We start from the raw sequence: 17,918 nt of genomic DNA, 5'->3' as shown, positions 1-17,918 counted from the left end.
CGAAACAAATAAAAAAAGCCAATGAATTATCATTGACTTTAGCGTGTTGTTTTTTTCTTTTTCAAATATTTTAAACCGAAGTATAGAGCAATAAAAAGAACAGCTCCTATAATTATGTAATGTGTGTAATCAGATGCATACTCTTTAATTTGTCGCCAATTCCCACCAAGTTTTTCACCTAAGTATATAAATAGAATTGACCATGGAATGATCGCTACAACCGTATAAAGCGTAAATAGTTTTAATGGCATCTTAGCTAGTCCTGCTGGAATAGAGATTGCATGACGTACTACTGGGATAAAGCGCGCAGAAAATATTACGCCAGCTCCATAACGCTTAAACCAACCTTCCGCTATGTCTAAATGGTGTTTATTAATAAGCAGATATTTCCCATATTTCTCTACAACCGGACGCCCTCCGTAGTATCCAAGCCAGTATAAAAAGATTTGGGCTAAAGTACCACCAATCGTTCCGGCGATAACTGCACCCACAAAACTAATTTTACCATCCGCTACTAAAAAGCCAGCATACGAAAGTACAATTTCACTTGGGATTACTTCAATCATTAAAGCAAGAGCTACTCCAAAGTAACCTAAGCTTGCAAAAAATTGCAATAACTGATCTATTATGTTTGCTAACATGTTCTTTTTTATCTCCTTTTTTCTTCACATACCATCCCATTATTACATAAAGGCTGCAATCTGCCAATATCTTCATTTTAACAATATGTACAATTCAAGCAGGATTAATCTATTAATTTCTCTTTCTGCGGGTCTTTCATGTAGGCAAACATCTCTTTAATTTGGTCTTCTGTATTTCTAGCAATTGATAAATTAGGCAATTCATTTTCACCAAAAAACTCCACCTCTTCTGTTTCAATGCTAGTTTTCTTTTCTCCACCAATAATCTCGCATCCAATGAAAATCTTATATACATGCGTCGCCGATGGAGATGGTTGATGTTTTTCTTTATCAAATATAGCTAGTAACTTAAAATGATCTACCTCATAACCCGTCTCTTCGACAACCTCTTTTGCTGCAACTTCGGTTGGCGTATAACCGACATCAGCCCATCCACCTGGCAATGCCCATTTCCCATCGCTTTTTTCTTTCACAAATAATAACTTTTCATTTTGAAAAACAACTGCTCTTATATCAACTTTAGGTGTTTGATAGCCTGTCTCACTTGCAAATAATTTCTCTACAACTTCCCAATCAGTTTTTGTGTAATGTGACATCATCGAAATCGAAATGTCTCGTAATTGTTGGAAGCGTTCTATATCGTACACATCCTTAGAATACGTTAAACCTGCTTGGGTTATAGATTGTATTTGTTTTACCCAATCAATCCATTTAATCGTCATATATCCGCATCCCCATTCTCTTTCAAATATATTACTTCACTTTTATTGATACATCTTTATTATACAAAAAAAAGAGATTGATAACGTTTCAATCTCTTTCAAAATTAATCCAATTCATATAAGTGGTCTTGTATATATTTTCTTCTTTTATTTATATATTCATAAATCATATCAGCCTCTTGATCAAATGTTTCTAATTTTTCTTTCATATATGGATCTTGTAGTAAATATGGACGAATCAATTCACACAATCCTTCTACTTTCGGCCTCATAAACGAAACTGTAAATTGGTCTTCTAATATTTCTTCTAAAATACTTCGATACTGCTTTCTAAACACAGGTATGTCTAACAATCTTGCACTTAGCGTGTTATACCCTTGAATGCGGATATATTCATGATTAAGCGGTCTCCCTTGTACATCTCGCCCCCAAGTCGCATCATAATCCCACGGTATAACTTCAAATAAATTTGTTTCATCGTTATGATATAGTGCATAGTTATGGACAAAACCATCAAAGTTTTGCGTAAAAATAACTCCTGCTAACCATCGTAAATATTTATCTACATGTAGAAACTTCCCAATCTCTTTTTCATAGGCTTCCCTCGTCAAAGTATTCGCTTGAAATACAAATTCACTCAGTTGTTCTTCACTATTTTCATTCGAATATTTAAATTCATAACCCGCAAAGAGCTCCGTCTTAACATCTTTATCTCGTTCACTCATTAATGAAAAATTCGCATCATCATCTATCGCATAATAAATAGAACCACTCGGTAATCCTCTATTTTTCAAAAAGTTTTCATCAACCGATTCTAACTGTAAATACACACCTTGAATTTGACCATTAATTTTTATAAATACATGTTGTGATTTTGGCGAAAGTACACCAATGTTATGAAAAAAGTCTAGCGATAGTTTATTTCGTATGAGAGACGGATCCATAAACTCAGAATTCAAATGAAACTCTTTCGCACCTTGAAATTTTTTTGGTTTATAAAACATAACATGATAAGATTTTTTCTCAAACTCACGAATATGAGCTCCTCGGTATACGATATCAATGTCATATTTCTTTTTTCCATAAGTTAATTTTGCTGGCACTGGACTATCTGACCAAATGTCTTTTTTCAATTCCACTAAGTACATTGGATGAACAAAAAAATCATATGAAGGTAACATATTTTCTCATCCCTTCTCAGTTCTCTTCATTCAATGTATGCGCCTTGTCTTGTCCATACATCCGCTATCATCTATTTATAGAAAATTACACTCTTGTCCTGTTCAGAAAGACGTCATCTCTCATATCATGTTAAGGAAAAAGAATACCTTTTCAACTTAATACATGATAAGGAGGATTTCTATGAAACGTGATATTAGAAAAGCTGTTGAAGAAATCAAAAGTGCTGGGATGGAGGATTTCTTACACCAAGATCCAAGCACATTCGAATGTGATGACGATTGCTCTTCAAAAATTGAGTGTAGCGACGATTGTAAATGCCCAAGAACAAGATGTACTCGTGTGAAACATTGTACATTTGTTACAAAATGTACTCACGTTAAAAAGTGGACATTTGTTACGAAATGTACTCGTGTACGCGTTCAAAAATGGACGTTCGTTACGAAAGTAACACGTAGAAAAGAATGCGTTTTAGTTACAAAACGTACGCGTAGAAAACATTGTACTTTCGTTACAAAATGTGTACGTTTTGAAAAGAAATTTTACTGGACTAAACGATGTTACTGTAAAAAATGCGAATTCTTCCCTCACGGACACGGCGGCTCTTGCGATGATTCATGTGATCATGGTAAAGACTGTCACGATGATGGGCACAAATGGAATGATTGCAAAGGCGGACATAAATTCCCATCTTGCAAAAATAAGAAATTTGATCACTTCTGGTATAAAAAACGTAACTGCTAGTTTTTATACCACCAAAAAAAGGCCGTTTTGCGGCCTTTTTTACATTTATTGAAAGTGACTTATATCTGCAAATTGTTTCACTTTACCAATACCCTCTTCAAATTCTATTATGCTCAAACTAGCACTATGCATAAATGGATCATCCCACACATTTTCTATTTCAATTCCCGCGAAATGCCCTACAAGTAATTTTGCTGCTGCCGCATGAGAAACAATCAATATGCTTTGTCCCTTATGCTTCTCTAAAAGAAGCTGCATCCCTTCAATTACTCTTTCATAAACGGCCTCAAAATTTTCGCCTGATGTTGACTGAAAAAGATGTGGCTCATTCCAAAACAGATGTACTTCTTCTGGAAATTGCTTTTCTATATCCGCGATTGTTTGTCCTTCCCATATACCCATGTTGATTTCATAGAAATGCTCATCCGCTATAATGGGTATATCACGTTCCCCCTTTATTAACTCTGCCGTATGAAGTGTTCTTTCGCTCGGACTACTATAGATCGCATGGATTGGTAAATCTTTCATTCGATTCCCTAATTGTTTCGCCTGAACTATACCATTTTCAGTTAAAGCAGAATTTTTCCGTCCTTGCATTCGCTTCACTACATTCCACTCTGTTTCACCATGCCTTGTTACATATATAGTTGTTTTCATTTCTTACTCCCCCTCACCATGTTGGTCGTAATTCCCACGGTTCAACTCTCCCTACAATCCACTCCGCTCGTTTACTTTCAATCCCTTTTATAACTCCATCAGCTATCTCTTCATGAGTAAGTCATCTTCCATATGTATCTTCTAAAATAAAACCTAAAATAATTCTATGATAACTACATCGCGTACTCCCTATTTTTTGTGCAGTCATACGTGATGCTTTACTACCTAAAATATGAAATAAACTATATGTTTTAGACGATAAATCTAGTTCTTTACAAATATTTGATAGTGCATGCTTTGCACTTGAGTGTACCCATGCAACAGCTAATGTGATCGGGCCATTTTTCTCAACTGTACTTTTAATAGCTAGCTTTACATCTTCATCATTATGATAATCTAACGAAAGGCATGTAATATTTTCTGGTGTAGAACTCATCCGCTTAACATTTTCTAATTTCACTTCATCTCGCCCGATAATAGAAACATGAAACCCTGGCTCACAAAGCCACATAGAAACTCTCTTTAGCATTCCTGTTCCACCAATTACAAGTGCATGCAAATGCTATCCCTTCCTAATAAAATGTCATATGAGGTTTCTCATCTCTATAATAATTTAAACGATCTTGCAGTGTCCCTGAGTGAAACTCAAATTTATGACCGTCAGGATCAACAAAGTATATAGATTCGCAATCTCTGACATCACGTTCTCTTCCTTTTAAAATATGAACATCATTTTCTTCTAATCGCTGTATTAGATATTCAAAGTCTTCTTGTTCAACAGAAAATGCAATGTGCGTATAAGATTGATGAATCTCATTTCTCGGAATATGTGTCTCTTCATTAAGCGCTATCCATACTCCACATATGTTAAAATACGCCAATTTCCTCCCTTTAACTAATAATTCTCCTTCTAATACTTTTTCATAAAACATAATAGAGTTTTCTAAATTAGATACCGAAAAACAAATATGATTGATTCCCCTTAACAACTATAATTCCTCCTTATACAAATAAAAGATGAGCGAAAATTCGCTCACCTTTTATTGTACTATTTTTTTGTAACATATGCCCATTTATAACTGAAGTCCCCGCCAAACGTATGGTTAGCAATGCCTTTTACAAACGGCTTCTCTAAATAAGCTGTACTTTGTTGGTACGTAGGAGAAATTGCTGCGTCTTGACCAATTAAGATTTTTTCAGCTTCCGCAAGTGCATTCCAGCGTGCTTTATCATCTTTTAATAGCTCTCCTTTTGATTTCGCTACTAAATCATCATACTTCGGATTAGAATAATCCATTTCATTAAATGAGCTTCCAGTAACAAACATATCAATATAAGTCATTGGATCCGGATAATCAGGGCTCCATGCAGATAATGAGAATTCATATTGGAATTTCTTTTCTAAATCTAGCTTCTGCTTGTATGGTTGCTGTTTCAAATTCACTTTAATACCAGGCAAGTTTTTCTCTAGTTCTTCTTTAATAAAGTCGCCTACTTTTTTACGGCTACCGTTATCATCGTTTAGTAATTCAACCGTAATTGTATCTTGACCAAGCTCTTTCTTCGCTTCTTCCCATAATTTTTTTGCTTTCTCTGCATTATCTTTACTATCACGGAAGTTTTTATTTACAGAGCGGAAGTCTTTTCCATCCGGACCTGTCGTGAATTTTTCAGGTACTAAGAAATATGCTGGCAATGAACCGTCATTTAAAATGACATCAGCAATTCCTTTTTTATCATATGCCAAATCAATTGCTTCACGTACTTTTTGGTTTTTAAATGTTGCATTTTTTTGGTTAAAACGCAAGAAATATATGCGTGGATCTAACTTCGTTTTAAATTCATCTGGTTTATTCTTTTTATATTTATCAACAAATTCAGAAGTTAAAATAACTCGATCTGCTTGATCACTATCATATAAATTTACTCCCGTGCTTGTTTCCTTCACAATACTTACATTAATTTCGTCTAACTTTACAGTATCTTTATCCCAATAATTAGGATTTTTCTTTAACTGATAATTTTGTTCATGTTTCCATTGACTCATTGTAAATGGTCCATTATATAATAATTTATCTGCTTCTAATCCATATTTATCTCCTTGCTCTTTCACATATTTTTCATTTAATGGGAAAAATGTAGGGAACGACGTAAGCTCAAGAAAATAAGGTGCTGGTTGCTCTAATTCTACTACCAACGTTTTATCATCCTTCGCTTTAACACCCAATTGATCTGCTGGTAATTCACCTTTATTTACTTTCTGTGCATTTTTCACATCAAATAAAATGAATGCATATTCTGCCGCTATTGCTTTATCTAATGTACGTTGCCATGCATATACAAAATCTTGTGCTCGAACTGGATCACCATTTGACCATTTCGCATCACGTAATTCAAATGTATATGTCTTTTTATCTTCACTAATCTTCACATCTTTTGCCATACCTGGTGTTGGTTTATTATCTTTATCTAGACGATATAAACCTTCCATTGCATTTACAAATACACGGAAAGATACAGAATCCGTTGATTTAGATGTATCCATTGAAGGAATTTCAGCTGTTTCTAGCAAATTTAAAACTTGTTTATCGGCCATTCCCTTATTCGATTCTTTCTTCGTTGTCGAAGCCTTCTCACCATTCCCACATCCTGCAACCAATACACTCGTCGTTAACGCAAGTGCAGCAATTGTTGTTGTCTTTCTCTTCATTCTTCCTTCCCCCAATCTATATGTATAAGTTAAATCCTATATAATATATTTTATTATACAAAAGATTCTGATTATTTTAAATATTTATTTTAACAAACATAGAAAAAAGCGATCGGAAATTTCTTTCCAGCCGCTTCCTTGAATAGCATTTACTTGTAATCCATCCTCTATATCAAATGGATTTTGAACTTTAAATATTTCTTCCATCAGCTTCAAAAACTCTTCTTCAGTTTTAGATTCACCATTAACCATAAGTGAGTATGGTTCCACTTCACCTAATTTATAATCGACAACAAATTGAATCTTCACCTTTTGTCTTGGCGTTCCGGCGTTATATCCTTGGAATTCTACTAATTCTAACCCTTCCGTTCCACGATAATATATCCAACCTGAATTTTGAAAATAATTTTCGAAAGATTCACCTATTGAAAAGAAAGGATATTCATAAAGCGAGCTTGTACGAACCTTTTGAATAACGTCTCGATCAGTCGGAAAAAAGAAATGACTAAAAAATATGCTAGCAACTGCTAAAATAGTAACAATTGTCGCTCCCATTTTGCTCGTTCCGCCGCTATCATTGATTAGATAGTTTTCAACTGATTTATCTTTTATTTCTCTTGCTTTTATTCGGTATATACGTCTTTCCGCAAATTGATAGTATAATCCATTTGCAAAAATCCCCATTCCAAACAGAATAAAAATGAGTAATAAAAACGTAAGAGGTACCATATTAATGATTGGCAACGCCACATTAAATCCCATATAATACGAAAATGCATCACACGCTACTAATAACAACATAAATAAAGCAGCTGGTACATAATACTTACGATATCCTAGCCAGCCTATATTGAAAATAGCAGCCCAACCATTCCAGCTCCACCTAGCAATCCGCTTATTCTCAAGCTCCCATTTCCTTTTGTAATACGGATATTGTCTCCCTACATATACTTCTAGTTCTTTATCTATTAACGAGCTGCTTTCATCTTGTTCATTATCCAAGTTTCGCTGACAACTTGCACAATTTAACTGTTCCTCCTCGCAAGGTTGCCCACAATTTATACATTTCAAAACAATCCCTCTTCCCATACATACGTCATTTCAAAATACCTTCGTGTTTTAATAACCACTCTTTCCTCCATAAACCACCCGCATATCCAACAAGCTTTCCACTCTTTCCTATTACACGGTGACATGGAACGATTATTGAAATTGGATTCCGACTATTTGCCCCTCCTATTGCCCGTACAGCTTTTGTATTTCCAACCTTCTCTGCAATATCTAAATATGAAGCACTTACGCCGTACGGAATAGTATAAAGAGCATCCCATACATTTTTTTGAAATGCGGTTCCCTCCGCAGACAGCGGGACCGTAAACTCTTTTCTTTTCCCTTTAAAATATTCATCTAACTCATTTATACATTGTTCTATCATTTCATTTTTATTCTCTTCTTGTCGTTCATCAACAAATATAACAGACGTAATGCCTTCTTGATTTGCTGTAATTTCTAGCAAACCTACTTCGCTTTCATAATAAGCCTGGTACATATGTCATCCTCCAATTCAGTTCATATTAGTCATTGTAACACGAATAAACAAAATTTTTCGTATAAGCGTTTTATTAGAGAAACAAAAAAGAGAATGGTAAAATATAAGAAAATTCAATCAAGGAGGCTATTTGATGAATTCCAAGCTTTTTTCACCTTATACAATTAAGAACGTTACACTAAAAAATCGTATCGTTATGTCGCCTATGTGTATGTATTCATCGGGGAATGAAGATGGCCGCGTTACGAATTTCCATCTCATTCATTATGGAACTCGCGCTGCTGGCCAAGTAGGTTTAGTTATGGTTGAAGCAACTGCCGTTTTAGCTGAAGGACGAATTTCTAACAAAGACTTAGGCATTTGGGATGACAACCTAATTGAAGGCTTACATAAAACGACTACTTTTATACATGATAACGGTGCAAAAGCTGCCATCCAACTCGCTCACGCCGGAAGAAAAGCTGAATTAGGTACGAATGCTTTCGCTCCTTCTGCAATTCCTTTTAGTGATACGATGAAAATACCAGTAGAAATGAATATACAGCAAATCAAAGAGACTATATTAGCTTTTCAGAGGGCCGCGTTACGTTCAAAACAAGCCGGATTTGATGTTATCGAACTACATGGCGCTCACGGTTACCTTATCAATGAATTCCTATCACCACTTACTAATAAACGAACGGATGAATACGGCGGCTCACCTGAAAACCGCTATCGCTTCTTACGCGAAATCATCGACTCTGTAAATAAAGTTTGGGACGGACCAATATTCGTTCGTATTTCAGCAAATGATTATCACCCTGACGGACTAACAGTTCAAGATTATGTTCAGTATACAAAGTGGATGAAAGAACAGGGAATAGATTTAATCGATTGTAGTTCTGGTGCAGTTGTACCAGCACATATTGATGTGTATCCTGGTTACCAAGTACAATACGCCAAACATATTAAAGAGTATACTAAGATTGCAACTGGTGCAGTTGGATTGATTACGACTGGATCTCAAGCAGAGCAAATTTTAAATGATAACGAAGCAGATTTAATTTTCATCGGACGTGAGTTACTTCGCAACCCGTACTTCCCGAGAATAGCAGCCAATGAACTTGGCTTTGAATTGCAAGAACCTCACCAATATAAGCGAGCACCAGGAAAAATTCATACGAATAAATAAAACCGAGAAGTCATTCTTCTCGGCTTTATTTATTCTATCGTTGTAATTTCATTTGAATTATAAGTATGGATACCCGATTCTTCTCGCAGCGCGGTTATATACATCCCTTTCGCCACATCTTTAGCTGAAATTGGTTTATACTTTTTGAAAGCTCCTTTAAAGATAAAAGGAATAATACGAGATAACTTTTCAGCCATTCGTTCACCGAAACGAAATTCTTGTCGATTTCCTACTAATAATGATGGTCTAAAAATGTGAATACCACCGATCACTAACTTTTGCAATTCTTCTTCCATTTTTCCTTTCACTTGTGAATAAAAGAAAAATGATTTAGGATTCGCTCCCATAGAAGACACAACAAGGAAATTTTGTACCCCTTGTTTTTCAGCTAAACAAGCAGCTCGTAACGTATATTCATAATCTACTTTTTTAAAATTTGCTTTTGTTTTTGCTTTTTTTATTGTTGTTCCTAAGCAACTAAAAACATCATCCACAGCAAAGAACTCTTTATATTCCTCTAATACCGAAAAATCAACTTGTTTCTGCTGTAACTTTTCATGTTGCCATTGCATTGGATCTCTTACAAAAATAGTAACCGAATCATAGTAATCTGATTCAAGTAATAGACGCGTTATCTCTTGTCCAACTAAACCACTTGCACCAAGTATTAACGCTGTTCGCTTATTCATATATGCATATACCTCTTATTTTACTTTTCTCTCCTTCAGTAAAATACAACCTTTAGGAGTTTCCTGATCTTATTTTACCACAAGTAAAACACTATGCGTACGCATAGTGTTTTACTTACTCTTTTTTCTCATCTCTCTCTTGTAATTTCGTTATTGTTGTAGCGTCCCCTAAATTACTTATTAATCTTCTTAAAAAAATTAATACAAAAGATAATGGCAATACTACCGCTAATATTAATAAAATAGCTTCCATTAAGTAACCCAAACGCTCACCCCCCTCTTTAACCTCCTTTTCAATATATGAAAACAGCGTTGTCACATATGCATGCATTTGCAAAAATAATACACTTATATTTGACAACTTTATAACAAAAACAAATCGGAATGATTATTATTTATTGCAACTTTATTAAAGATGTATTATACTAAGTTCGCAAACTAAAACGTAATTATTCCGTTTTGTATTAAAATGATATTTTTCTTCTATAATTGGGGAAAATATATCCGTAAAAAAGAAAAGAGGAGAACTTCATGCCTAAAAGATTGACTATATTTTCATTCTTACTTATTTTTACCTTAATTTTCGCTGGCTGCTCAAATAAAAAAGAAAGTAATGCCAAGAAAGATGGAAAGCTAACAGTTTATACAACGATTTTCCCACTTGCTGATTTCGCAAAGAAAATCGGTGGCGACTATGTAAATGTTGAAGCAATTTACCCACCTGGTGCAGATTCACATACATTTGAACCAAGTCAAAAACAAACAGTACAAGTTGCAAAAGCTAATTTATTCGTTTATAACGGCGCTGAATTAGAACCATTTGCTGAAAAAATGGAAAAAACATTACAAAAAGAAAATGTTAAAATTGTAAATGCATCTAAAGGTATTGAGCTTCGTGCTTCTACTGAAGAAGAGCATCATGATCATGGAGATGGCCATAAAGAAGATGAACATCATCACGATAAAGACCCGCATGTTTGGTTAGATCCTACTCTAGCAATGAAACAGGCGGAAAAAATTAAAAATGCACTTGTAGAATTACAACCTGAACATAAACAAGAATTCGAAAAAAACTTCGCCGCACTTCAAACTAAATTTACTGATTTAGACGATCAATTTAAGGCAGCTGTAGCGAACGCAAAAACGAAAGAAATTTTAGTTTCTCATGCTGCCTATGGTTACTGGGAACAACGATACGGCCTAAAACAAATTCCTATCGCTGGAATTTCAGCTTCTGATGAACCATCTCAAAAGCAGCTTGCTGACATTACAAAAACAGTAAAAGAACATAGTCTAAAATATATTTTATTCGAAACGTTCTCTACTCCAAAAGTAGCATCCGTAATTCAAAAAGAAACTGGTACAAAAGTTTTACGCTTAAATCACTTAGCTACTATTTCTGAAGATGATGCGAAAAATAATAAAGATTACTTCACTTTAATGGAAGAAAACGTAAACACATTGAAAGAAGCAACAAACTAATCCATTATATTTTCTAGGCAGCTGAATCTGGTATTCAGCTGCCTTTTTATGTATTTATCCTTGACTTGACCAAAATAACAAGTAAAATTATCCATATTAGCTTTAAAGCTATATTAATTTAGAAGGTGAGTTGGAATTATGAATCTTCACATTTGTGAAGTAACAGCAAAAAATTGGCGTTCAGTAGTTGCTTTAAACGTCACAAAAGATCAGCAACAATTTATTGAAAGTAACGCGTTTTCTTTAGCAGAATCATTATATGAAGGAAACGGAACGTCAGTAGGTTTATATGATGGAGAAACACTTGTAGGTTATGCAATGTATGGATGGTATTCAGTAAAACATAAAAGTGTATGGCTCGATCGCTTTATGATTGACCAACAATATCAAGGAAAAGGATACGCAAAACGTTTCCTTCGCTTACTCATTCAATTCTTACAAGAAAAATTTGAATGCAAAATAATTTACTTAAGTTTACATCCAGACAACAAACTTGCAATGGGACTGTATGAATCATTTGGTTTCCGCTTAAATGGTGATATTGATGATGAAGGTCCAGTTGTAGGTGTTGTAATGGAGTTACTAATAGACGAAAATACAAGCCTGTGAAAACAGGCTTTTTATTATACATTTATCAATTTTTAATTTCTTTCCCTTATTTAATTCTGTTTTGCAATCTAATAGAATGTTCATAAAAAATAAGCCTGCAATTTACGCAGACTTATTTCACACACTCCTGAAAATGTTTTTGGAACCACTCTTTATTAATATCTCTTCCGATGAAAACTACTTCACTTACTCGCTCTTCACCCTCTTGCCACTCTCTATCGTACGAAGCGGCAAATAAAGTATGTACACCTTGGAAAACGATACGTTTATCTACTCCATCTATCGATAAAATTCCTTTGTAACGATATAAATATTCCCCTAGCTCTTGAACGACAGCTGACATCCACTCATTAAGCTTTTGTAAATCCAGCGGACGTTCTTCACGTAATACAAATGATTTCACACCTTCTAAGTGATTATGTTCTTTATGAGGGTAAATTCGCAACGTATCTTTCGTTTTAAACGTTTGGATTTGTAATAAAGATGGTATATCTACCTCACAGTTAGTCGCCTCAATTAACTTTGCAGTCGGGTTAATTCCTTGAATTTCATGCAAGAGATTTTCTTTCTCACTCTCTTCAATTAAATCTAATTTATTTACTAAAACGACATCCGCAAACGCAATTTGCTCTTTTGCCTCTAATCCTTTTTCAAAATGTTTATGTATATGATAACTATCTACCACCGTTACAACACCGTTAATTTGGTATGCAGATTGAATGACTGGATCTAAAAAGAATGTTTGAATAATCGGCCCTGGATTTGCAAGTCCAGTCGTTTCAATTACTAAACCATCAAAATCCATTTTCCCTTCTGCTTTTACGTCCAGTAACTGTTTTAAAGCAACAAGTAAATCTTCACGTACAGTACAGCATAAACAGCCATTTGTCATTTCCATAATTTCTTCTTCTACATTCATAATCAACTGATTATCAATGCCAATTTGCCCTATTTCATTTACAATCACCGCTAATTTCTTACCGTGATTTTCTGATAAAATACGATTTAATAAAGTCGTTTTCCCTGATCCAAGAAAACCAGTTAATATTGTTACTGGAATCATTCCTTACATCTCCTTATAGCTATATGTTTCTACATTATAGCATATAGAGAAAATCATTTTTTTAGCAAAACATATTTATTGTATGTACGCCCCCCAAACTATATAATAATACGTAGTAAGAAAGCCTTTTCAAAATAATAATCATTCATCAAGGGGGTACTTATAATGGAACGAGTTCAAATGAATGAAACGCTCGAATTCTCTCGTATTATTCAAGGATTTTGGCGTTTAGCAGAATGGAATATGACGAAACAAGAATTACTTTCTTTCATTGAAGATTGTATGGATATGGGAATTACTACTTTTGATCACGCTGACATTTACGGCGGATATACGTGTGAAGGGTTATTTGGCGAAGCTTTACAATTAAAGCCTTCCTTACGAGAAAACATGCAAATTATTACAAAGTGTGGAATCGCTCCCCCATCACCAAAATTTCCAGAGCGATATGTTGCTCACTACAATACTAGTGCAGAGCACATTATTCAAAGTGCAGAAGCATCACTAAAAAATTTACATACAAATTATATTGACGTATTACTTATTCATCGTCCCGACCCTTTTATGGATCCAAATGAAGTGGCAAAGGCATTTTCACAATTAAAACAAGAAGGAAAAGTTCGTCACTTCGGTGTATCTAACTTCTTACCTTCACAATTTAATATGTTAAGTTCTTACTTAGATTTCCCGCTTATTACGAACCAAATTGAAGTTTCTGCATTGCAGCTTGAGCACTTTGAAAAAGGGACAATTGATTTATGCCAAGAAAAACGAATCAATCCAATGATTTGGTCACCTCTTGCTGGTGGGGAAATCTTTACTGGTCAATCAGAACGCGCCGTACGTGTACGTGAAACTGTGCAAAAAGTTGCTACTGAGCTAGGTGTTACTAGTATCGATACGGTTATGTATGCTTGGTTACTTGCGCATCCAGCTAACATGATGCCAATCGTTGGATCTGGTAAATTAGATCGTGTAAAAACGGCCGCTCTTGCTACAAACGTTAAATTAGATCGTCAACAATGGTTTACAATTTTCGAAAGCTCTAATGGACATCCTGTACCATAATACACAAAAAGAAGAGCTGTTTCTTTACAGCTCTTCTTTTTTATATGTATTTCTCGTCATTGCAAATACACACATATCCCTTAATCCATTTCCATCTACTGCAATACTCGCACTTTCTAAAATCCCCTCTAATTTAAAGCCCAATTTCTCAGGTATCGCTCTACTCTTTTTATTTAGAGAATCACAACGAATTTCTACACGGTTTGCTTTCAATTCAGAAAAAGCATAATCCGTTATACCTTTCGCAGCCTCTACCATATAGCCTTTTCCGCTAAACCTTGTATCAATCCAATATCCGATTTCAAATTGAGGTATATCCCAATTAATACGATGTAATCCGGCAGAAGCAATAAATTCACCTGTTTCTTTCGAAAATACTAGTAATCTTAAATCCTCACGTTGCAAAAATTGAATATGCGATTTTCTAATACTCTCTTCTATTTCTTCCTCTGTTTGCTCTTTTTGTGCAAAAGCCATCCAAGGTTTTAGTTCTTGTATTGAAGCTTGAATTGCATCATATACAACTTTACCATCTCCTGGTTTCGGCATTCGAATAAAAAGCCTGTCAGTATAAAATTCAGAAGGAAAATCGAATAATAACGGATTCACTGTAAACACTCCCTATAATTCTTTTATATATAATAATATCCATCTCAATTTATATAGTAAAGAATTTTCTGAATTAAAAACATTTTACTCATTCACTTCCATCGCTACAAAAATTCCAGATTCAATCGCACCTTGAATCCATCCGTGATATAGCGTTGTATGATCTCCAGCGAAGAATATTCTCCCCTCTGGTTTGACAATCGCTGGTTGTAGCTCAGATTCTTGACCTGCTTGAAAAAGCGCAAATCCTCCAAGCGCATACGGATCCAATGTCCAGCTTTTTGATATTCCAGATATGAACTCATCATACACTTGACCACCTAATATTGTTGCTAAGTTGTGTAAGGCGTAATAAATACGATCGCCTTTTGATAAACCATCCCATAACAATGCATCGTAAGACCATGTATAGCTACCTAACATCATAGCAGGTCCTTTTTCTCCAATTCCATGACTTGGATAATAGGCATAACGAATTGGCAAATCTGTTATAATTCTGCCACCTAATTGCCCTTGTTCTTCCCAAAATCTGCTTTTAAATTGAATTCCTATTTTCGTCGCAGGCATGTAATGCAATTCACGAATTGCTTTCCATTTTTCATGAGATATAGAATCAAACGGATCTACTTCTACAAAACGCATTGTCGAAAACGGGATAGTAACAATAACTAAATCTCCTGTAATACTACTATATTCAAAAGTTTCCTCGTTCCGATAGAAAGCTGTCACACCATTATCGTGTTGATGTAACTTCATTAATTTTTGATTATATATAATATTTTCTTCTAATTGCGGTAAAAATGACTTTGGTAATCTATCATTCCCGCCCATAATTTCACAAAATCCGCTCTCCTCTTGCATAATGTATAGAAATCGTAAAGTCTCTACAAACGACCGCTCTAAAAAACCTTCTAAATCTAATAGAACACCGATCATCTCAATTGTTACTGGCGAAAAGTAAGTATTATACTGATAAGGATGATACTTTAAAAATTGTCCTGTGGAATATCTCCCAAAATCCTTCACTACAACATCCCAATTTTTCTCTGGATTTCTTTTAATAAAATTTATTATCGGCTGTACTGCTAATAACAATAGTTCTTCAGACGTTTTTCCCACTTCGTTCATTTCCACAGGATACCTTAAAATACTCGGATCCTTTTCATATTGTTTCAACGTCGTTTTCCGTCCATTTACATAAATAATATCCGTCTCATTCCTATTAATAAAAGGACTCACCTGTAGCCCAAATTTTCTTATATATGCCATCGTTAACCTATGTGTATACGGAATTCTCATTGCTCCCACATCTAAATATAATCCGGTATCTTCCATTCTAACTGTCTCTATACGGCCACCTACCCGGTTGTTTGCTTCAAAAATTTTCACATCATGTCCTGCAGCCTTTAATAAAGATGCTGAAACTAATCCAGCCATACCAGCTCCCACTACAATAATTTGTTTTGGACTTATCGTCTTCTTCAATCCTTTATCTATAACTTTTAACGCTTCATCCATTTCAGTGTTATACATTATATCTTTCTGCACAATTCCACCCCTTATTTCATCAAATGGACGTTAGTGGTTTAGTGCATTTTATTCATAGATCTCCATAAACATAACACCATTGCAATTTGAATATTCACTAAAAATACATAAGAGACAGATTTCATATTTCTTTATGCTTCGTATAATATAGCAACTGCAAAGAAGGAGTGGTTAAAAATGAAACATACTTATGACTACCATGCTACAAAAAAACATTTAGAATTAAAGAAACAAAACTTATGTAAAAAACTTAGCAATATGACACTATCTGCAAAAGAACGTGAACAGCTAAAACGTGAAATTGACAACTATGAATATATTTTAAATCTAGTCGAAATGAATCATTATGAACGCGGATTTTCTCATTAAAAGCGGAAATAAGATTATCCGCTTTTCATTTTGAGCATTTCACTACGCATTTTTCATAAGTAAATATATAATAGGATGTACATTAAGATTGAGAGGTATATTCTATGATCAAGTTAAGTGTATTAGACCAATCACCTATTTCAGATGGTAGCACAGCAGCCCAAGCTTTTTCACATACAGTTACGCTTGCACAAGAAGTTGAAAAACTCGGATTCACACGTTTTTGGGTATCCGAACATCATAATTCCGTAGGCTTAGCTGGTTCAAGTCCAGAAATACTTATTTCTCATATTGCCGCAAAAACGGACCATATTAGAGTCGGTTCAGGTGGTGTTATGTTACCGCATTATAGCCCATATAAAGTCGCTGAGAATTTCCGTGTTTTAGAAGCACTGTATCCAAATCGTATCGATCTCGGTGTTGGTAGAGCCCCTGGTGGTATGCCAATAGCAACTCGCGCACTTCAAGAAGGGAAAATGGTCTCACTTGATCAATATCCAGAACAAATTGCAGACGTTGCAATGTACATACATGATCAAGTACCAGAAAACCATCACTATGCAAACTTAAAAGCCACTCCAGTTATCCCAACATCTCCTGAAATGTGGATGCTCGGTTCTAGTGGAGAGAGCGCTAAAATTGCTGCAAACAACGGAGCTTCTTTCGCATTTGCACAATTTATTAATGGCTTTGGAGGCCCTGAAGTTATGAGGGCTTACCAAGAACAATATCAGCCCTCATTTTTAGGAGATAAACCAAAGTCAATCGTTGCTATTTTTGTTATTTGCGGAGAAACAAATGAAGAAGCAGAAAAAATTGCTTCTAGTTTAGATTTATCAATCTTATTATTAGAGCAAGGAAAACGAACTACTGGTACACCTTCTATTGAAACTGCTCAAAATTATTCATACAGCGCTTATGATTTATTCCGTATAAAAGAAAATCGTCAACGTATGATTGTTGGTGATCCGTCTTCTGTAAAAGAAAAAATAATAAACTTAAGCAAAGCATACAATACTGACGAATTTATGATTGTCACGATTACTCATCAATTCGAACATAAATTAAAGTCTTATCGCTTACTAGCAAATGCTTTTAATTTATAATT

At 34.7% G+C, this 17,918-nt stretch carries 20 protein-coding genes and 1 pseudogene; 7 read left to right on the top strand and 14 right to left on the bottom strand.

All coding sequences use genetic code 11. The features are described from left to right. Nucleotides 1–38 precede the first annotated feature (38 nt). The 3 genes from BCG9842_RS09710 to cotH all read right to left on the bottom strand — a co-directional run bounded on the left by BCG9842_RS09710 (nucleotide 39) and on the right by cotH (nucleotide 2,544). Nucleotides 39–641, bottom strand: coding sequence for a DedA family protein (locus tag BCG9842_RS09710; protein ID WP_000880690.1), 603 nt, complete (start codon nucleotides 639–641; stop codon nucleotides 39–41). A 104-nt stretch (nucleotides 642–745) separates the two neighbouring features. Next, nucleotides 746–1,363 (bottom strand): NUDIX hydrolase N-terminal domain-containing protein, encoded by a 618-nt coding sequence (locus BCG9842_RS09705; protein WP_000153595.1) that lies wholly within the window; start codon nucleotides 1,361–1,363, stop codon nucleotides 746–748. Nucleotides 1,364–1,467: 104 nt separating this feature from the next. Then, entirely contained in the window at nucleotides 1,468–2,544 is a 1,077-nt protein-coding gene (cotH, locus tag BCG9842_RS09700) for a spore coat protein CotH (RefSeq protein WP_000938005.1), read from the bottom strand. Between the two features lie 181 nt (nucleotides 2,545–2,725). Here cotH and exsB point away from each other — a divergent pair, with 181 nt between their 5' ends. Next, nucleotides 2,726–3,286: an exosporium protein ExsB gene (gene exsB / locus BCG9842_RS09695; RefSeq protein ID WP_000817480.1), complete on the top strand. Its 561-nt coding sequence runs from the start codon at nucleotides 2,726–2,728 to the stop codon at nucleotides 3,284–3,286. A gap of 45 nt (nucleotides 3,287–3,331) precedes the next feature. Here exsB and BCG9842_RS09690 read toward each other — a convergent pair whose 3' ends face one another. From BCG9842_RS09690 to BCG9842_RS09665, 6 genes and pseudogenes are all read right to left on the bottom strand, one after another. Continuing rightward, complete coding sequence (locus BCG9842_RS09690; protein ID WP_000858837.1) at nucleotides 3,332–3,943, bottom strand: phosphoserine phosphatase 1; 612 nt, start codon at nucleotides 3,941–3,943, stop codon at nucleotides 3,332–3,334. Between the two features lie 13 nt (nucleotides 3,944–3,956). After that, nucleotides 3,957–4,502: pseudogene (locus BCG9842_RS09685) on the bottom strand (short-chain dehydrogenase). Between the two features lie 13 nt (nucleotides 4,503–4,515). Beyond that, nucleotides 4,516–4,932, bottom strand: a complete 417-nt coding sequence (gene fosB / locus BCG9842_RS09680; protein WP_000943764.1) for a FosBx1 family fosfomycin resistance bacillithiol transferase — start codon at nucleotides 4,930–4,932, stop codon at nucleotides 4,516–4,518. Between the two features lie 59 nt (nucleotides 4,933–4,991). Then, complete coding sequence (locus BCG9842_RS09675; RefSeq protein WP_000824270.1) at nucleotides 4,992–6,653, bottom strand: peptide ABC transporter substrate-binding protein; 1,662 nt, start codon at nucleotides 6,651–6,653, stop codon at nucleotides 4,992–4,994. An 84-nt stretch (nucleotides 6,654–6,737) separates the two neighbouring features. Next, a complete protein-coding gene (locus BCG9842_RS09670; RefSeq protein WP_079997142.1) occupies nucleotides 6,738–7,742 on the bottom strand; it encodes a DUF2628 domain-containing protein in 1,005 nt (334 codons plus the stop codon). Between the two features lie 7 nt (nucleotides 7,743–7,749). Beyond that, nucleotides 7,750–8,202 (bottom strand): methylated-DNA--[protein]-cysteine S-methyltransferase, encoded by a 453-nt coding sequence (locus tag BCG9842_RS09665; protein ID WP_000283913.1) that lies wholly within the window; start codon nucleotides 8,200–8,202, stop codon nucleotides 7,750–7,752. A gap of 133 nt (nucleotides 8,203–8,335) precedes the next feature. Here BCG9842_RS09665 and namA point away from each other — a divergent pair, with 133 nt between their 5' ends. Beyond that, nucleotides 8,336–9,373 carry an NADPH dehydrogenase NamA gene (gene namA / locus BCG9842_RS09660; protein WP_001086172.1) on the top strand — a complete coding sequence of 346 codons (1,038 nt, stop codon included), beginning with the start codon at nucleotides 8,336–8,338 and terminating at the stop codon, nucleotides 9,371–9,373. A gap of 29 nt (nucleotides 9,374–9,402) precedes the next feature. On the opposite strand, the gene BCG9842_RS09655 is transcribed toward namA, so the two are convergent. Both BCG9842_RS09655 and BCG9842_RS31290 read right to left on the bottom strand, forming a co-directional pair. Continuing rightward, nucleotides 9,403–10,062 (bottom strand): oxidoreductase, encoded by a 660-nt coding sequence (locus BCG9842_RS09655; protein ID WP_001042730.1) that lies wholly within the window; start codon nucleotides 10,060–10,062, stop codon nucleotides 9,403–9,405. 115 nt (nucleotides 10,063–10,177) lie between these two features. Then, nucleotides 10,178–10,327: a hypothetical protein gene (locus tag BCG9842_RS31290; RefSeq protein WP_000540932.1), complete on the bottom strand. Its 150-nt coding sequence runs from the start codon at nucleotides 10,325–10,327 to the stop codon at nucleotides 10,178–10,180. Between the two features lie 266 nt (nucleotides 10,328–10,593). Here BCG9842_RS31290 and BCG9842_RS09645 point away from each other — a divergent pair, with 266 nt between their 5' ends. Both BCG9842_RS09645 and BCG9842_RS09640 read left to right on the top strand, forming a co-directional pair. Continuing rightward, nucleotides 10,594–11,544, top strand: a complete 951-nt coding sequence (locus BCG9842_RS09645) for a metal ABC transporter substrate-binding protein (RefSeq protein WP_001126157.1) — start codon at nucleotides 10,594–10,596, stop codon at nucleotides 11,542–11,544. Nucleotides 11,545–11,682: 138 nt separating this feature from the next. Beyond that, nucleotides 11,683–12,153: a GNAT family N-acetyltransferase gene (locus tag BCG9842_RS09640; RefSeq protein WP_001048684.1), complete on the top strand. Its 471-nt coding sequence runs from the start codon at nucleotides 11,683–11,685 to the stop codon at nucleotides 12,151–12,153. A gap of 112 nt (nucleotides 12,154–12,265) precedes the next feature. Here BCG9842_RS09640 and BCG9842_RS09635 read toward each other — a convergent pair whose 3' ends face one another. Further along, nucleotides 12,266–13,216 (bottom strand): CobW family GTP-binding protein, encoded by a 951-nt coding sequence (locus BCG9842_RS09635; RefSeq protein ID WP_000613429.1) that lies wholly within the window; start codon nucleotides 13,214–13,216, stop codon nucleotides 12,266–12,268. Nucleotides 13,217–13,381: 165 nt separating this feature from the next. Between BCG9842_RS09635 and BCG9842_RS09630 the strand changes: the two genes are divergently transcribed. Further along, complete coding sequence (locus BCG9842_RS09630) at nucleotides 13,382–14,284, top strand: aldo/keto reductase (protein ID WP_000442823.1); 903 nt, start codon at nucleotides 13,382–13,384, stop codon at nucleotides 14,282–14,284. Between the two features lie 24 nt (nucleotides 14,285–14,308). On the opposite strand, the gene BCG9842_RS09625 is transcribed toward BCG9842_RS09630, so the two are convergent. Then, a complete protein-coding gene (locus BCG9842_RS09625) occupies nucleotides 14,309–14,893 on the bottom strand; it encodes a GNAT family N-acetyltransferase (RefSeq protein ID WP_001068739.1) in 585 nt (194 codons plus the stop codon). Nucleotides 14,894–14,977: 84 nt separating this feature from the next. Then, nucleotides 14,978–16,441, bottom strand: coding sequence for a flavin monoamine oxidase family protein (locus BCG9842_RS09620; protein WP_001168122.1), 1,464 nt, complete (start codon nucleotides 16,439–16,441; stop codon nucleotides 14,978–14,980). Between the two features lie 177 nt (nucleotides 16,442–16,618). Between BCG9842_RS09620 and BCG9842_RS09615 the strand changes: the two genes are divergently transcribed. Then, entirely contained in the window at nucleotides 16,619–16,810 is a 192-nt protein-coding gene (locus BCG9842_RS09615; RefSeq protein WP_000683363.1) for a DUF3896 domain-containing protein, read from the top strand. A gap of 104 nt (nucleotides 16,811–16,914) precedes the next feature. After that, nucleotides 16,915–17,916: an LLM class flavin-dependent oxidoreductase gene (locus tag BCG9842_RS09610; protein WP_000594036.1), complete on the top strand. Its 1,002-nt coding sequence runs from the start codon at nucleotides 16,915–16,917 to the stop codon at nucleotides 17,914–17,916. The last annotated feature ends 2 nt before the right edge of the window (nucleotides 17,917–17,918 follow it).

The sequence above is a fragment of the Bacillus cereus G9842 genome (assembly GCF_000021305.1).
Classification (GTDB): Bacteria; Bacillota; Bacilli; order Bacillales; family Bacillaceae_G; genus Bacillus_A; species Bacillus_A thuringiensis_S.
The sequence above is the reverse complement of the archived record's forward strand: the minus strand, read 5'-3'. Positions and strand labels throughout refer to the sequence as shown.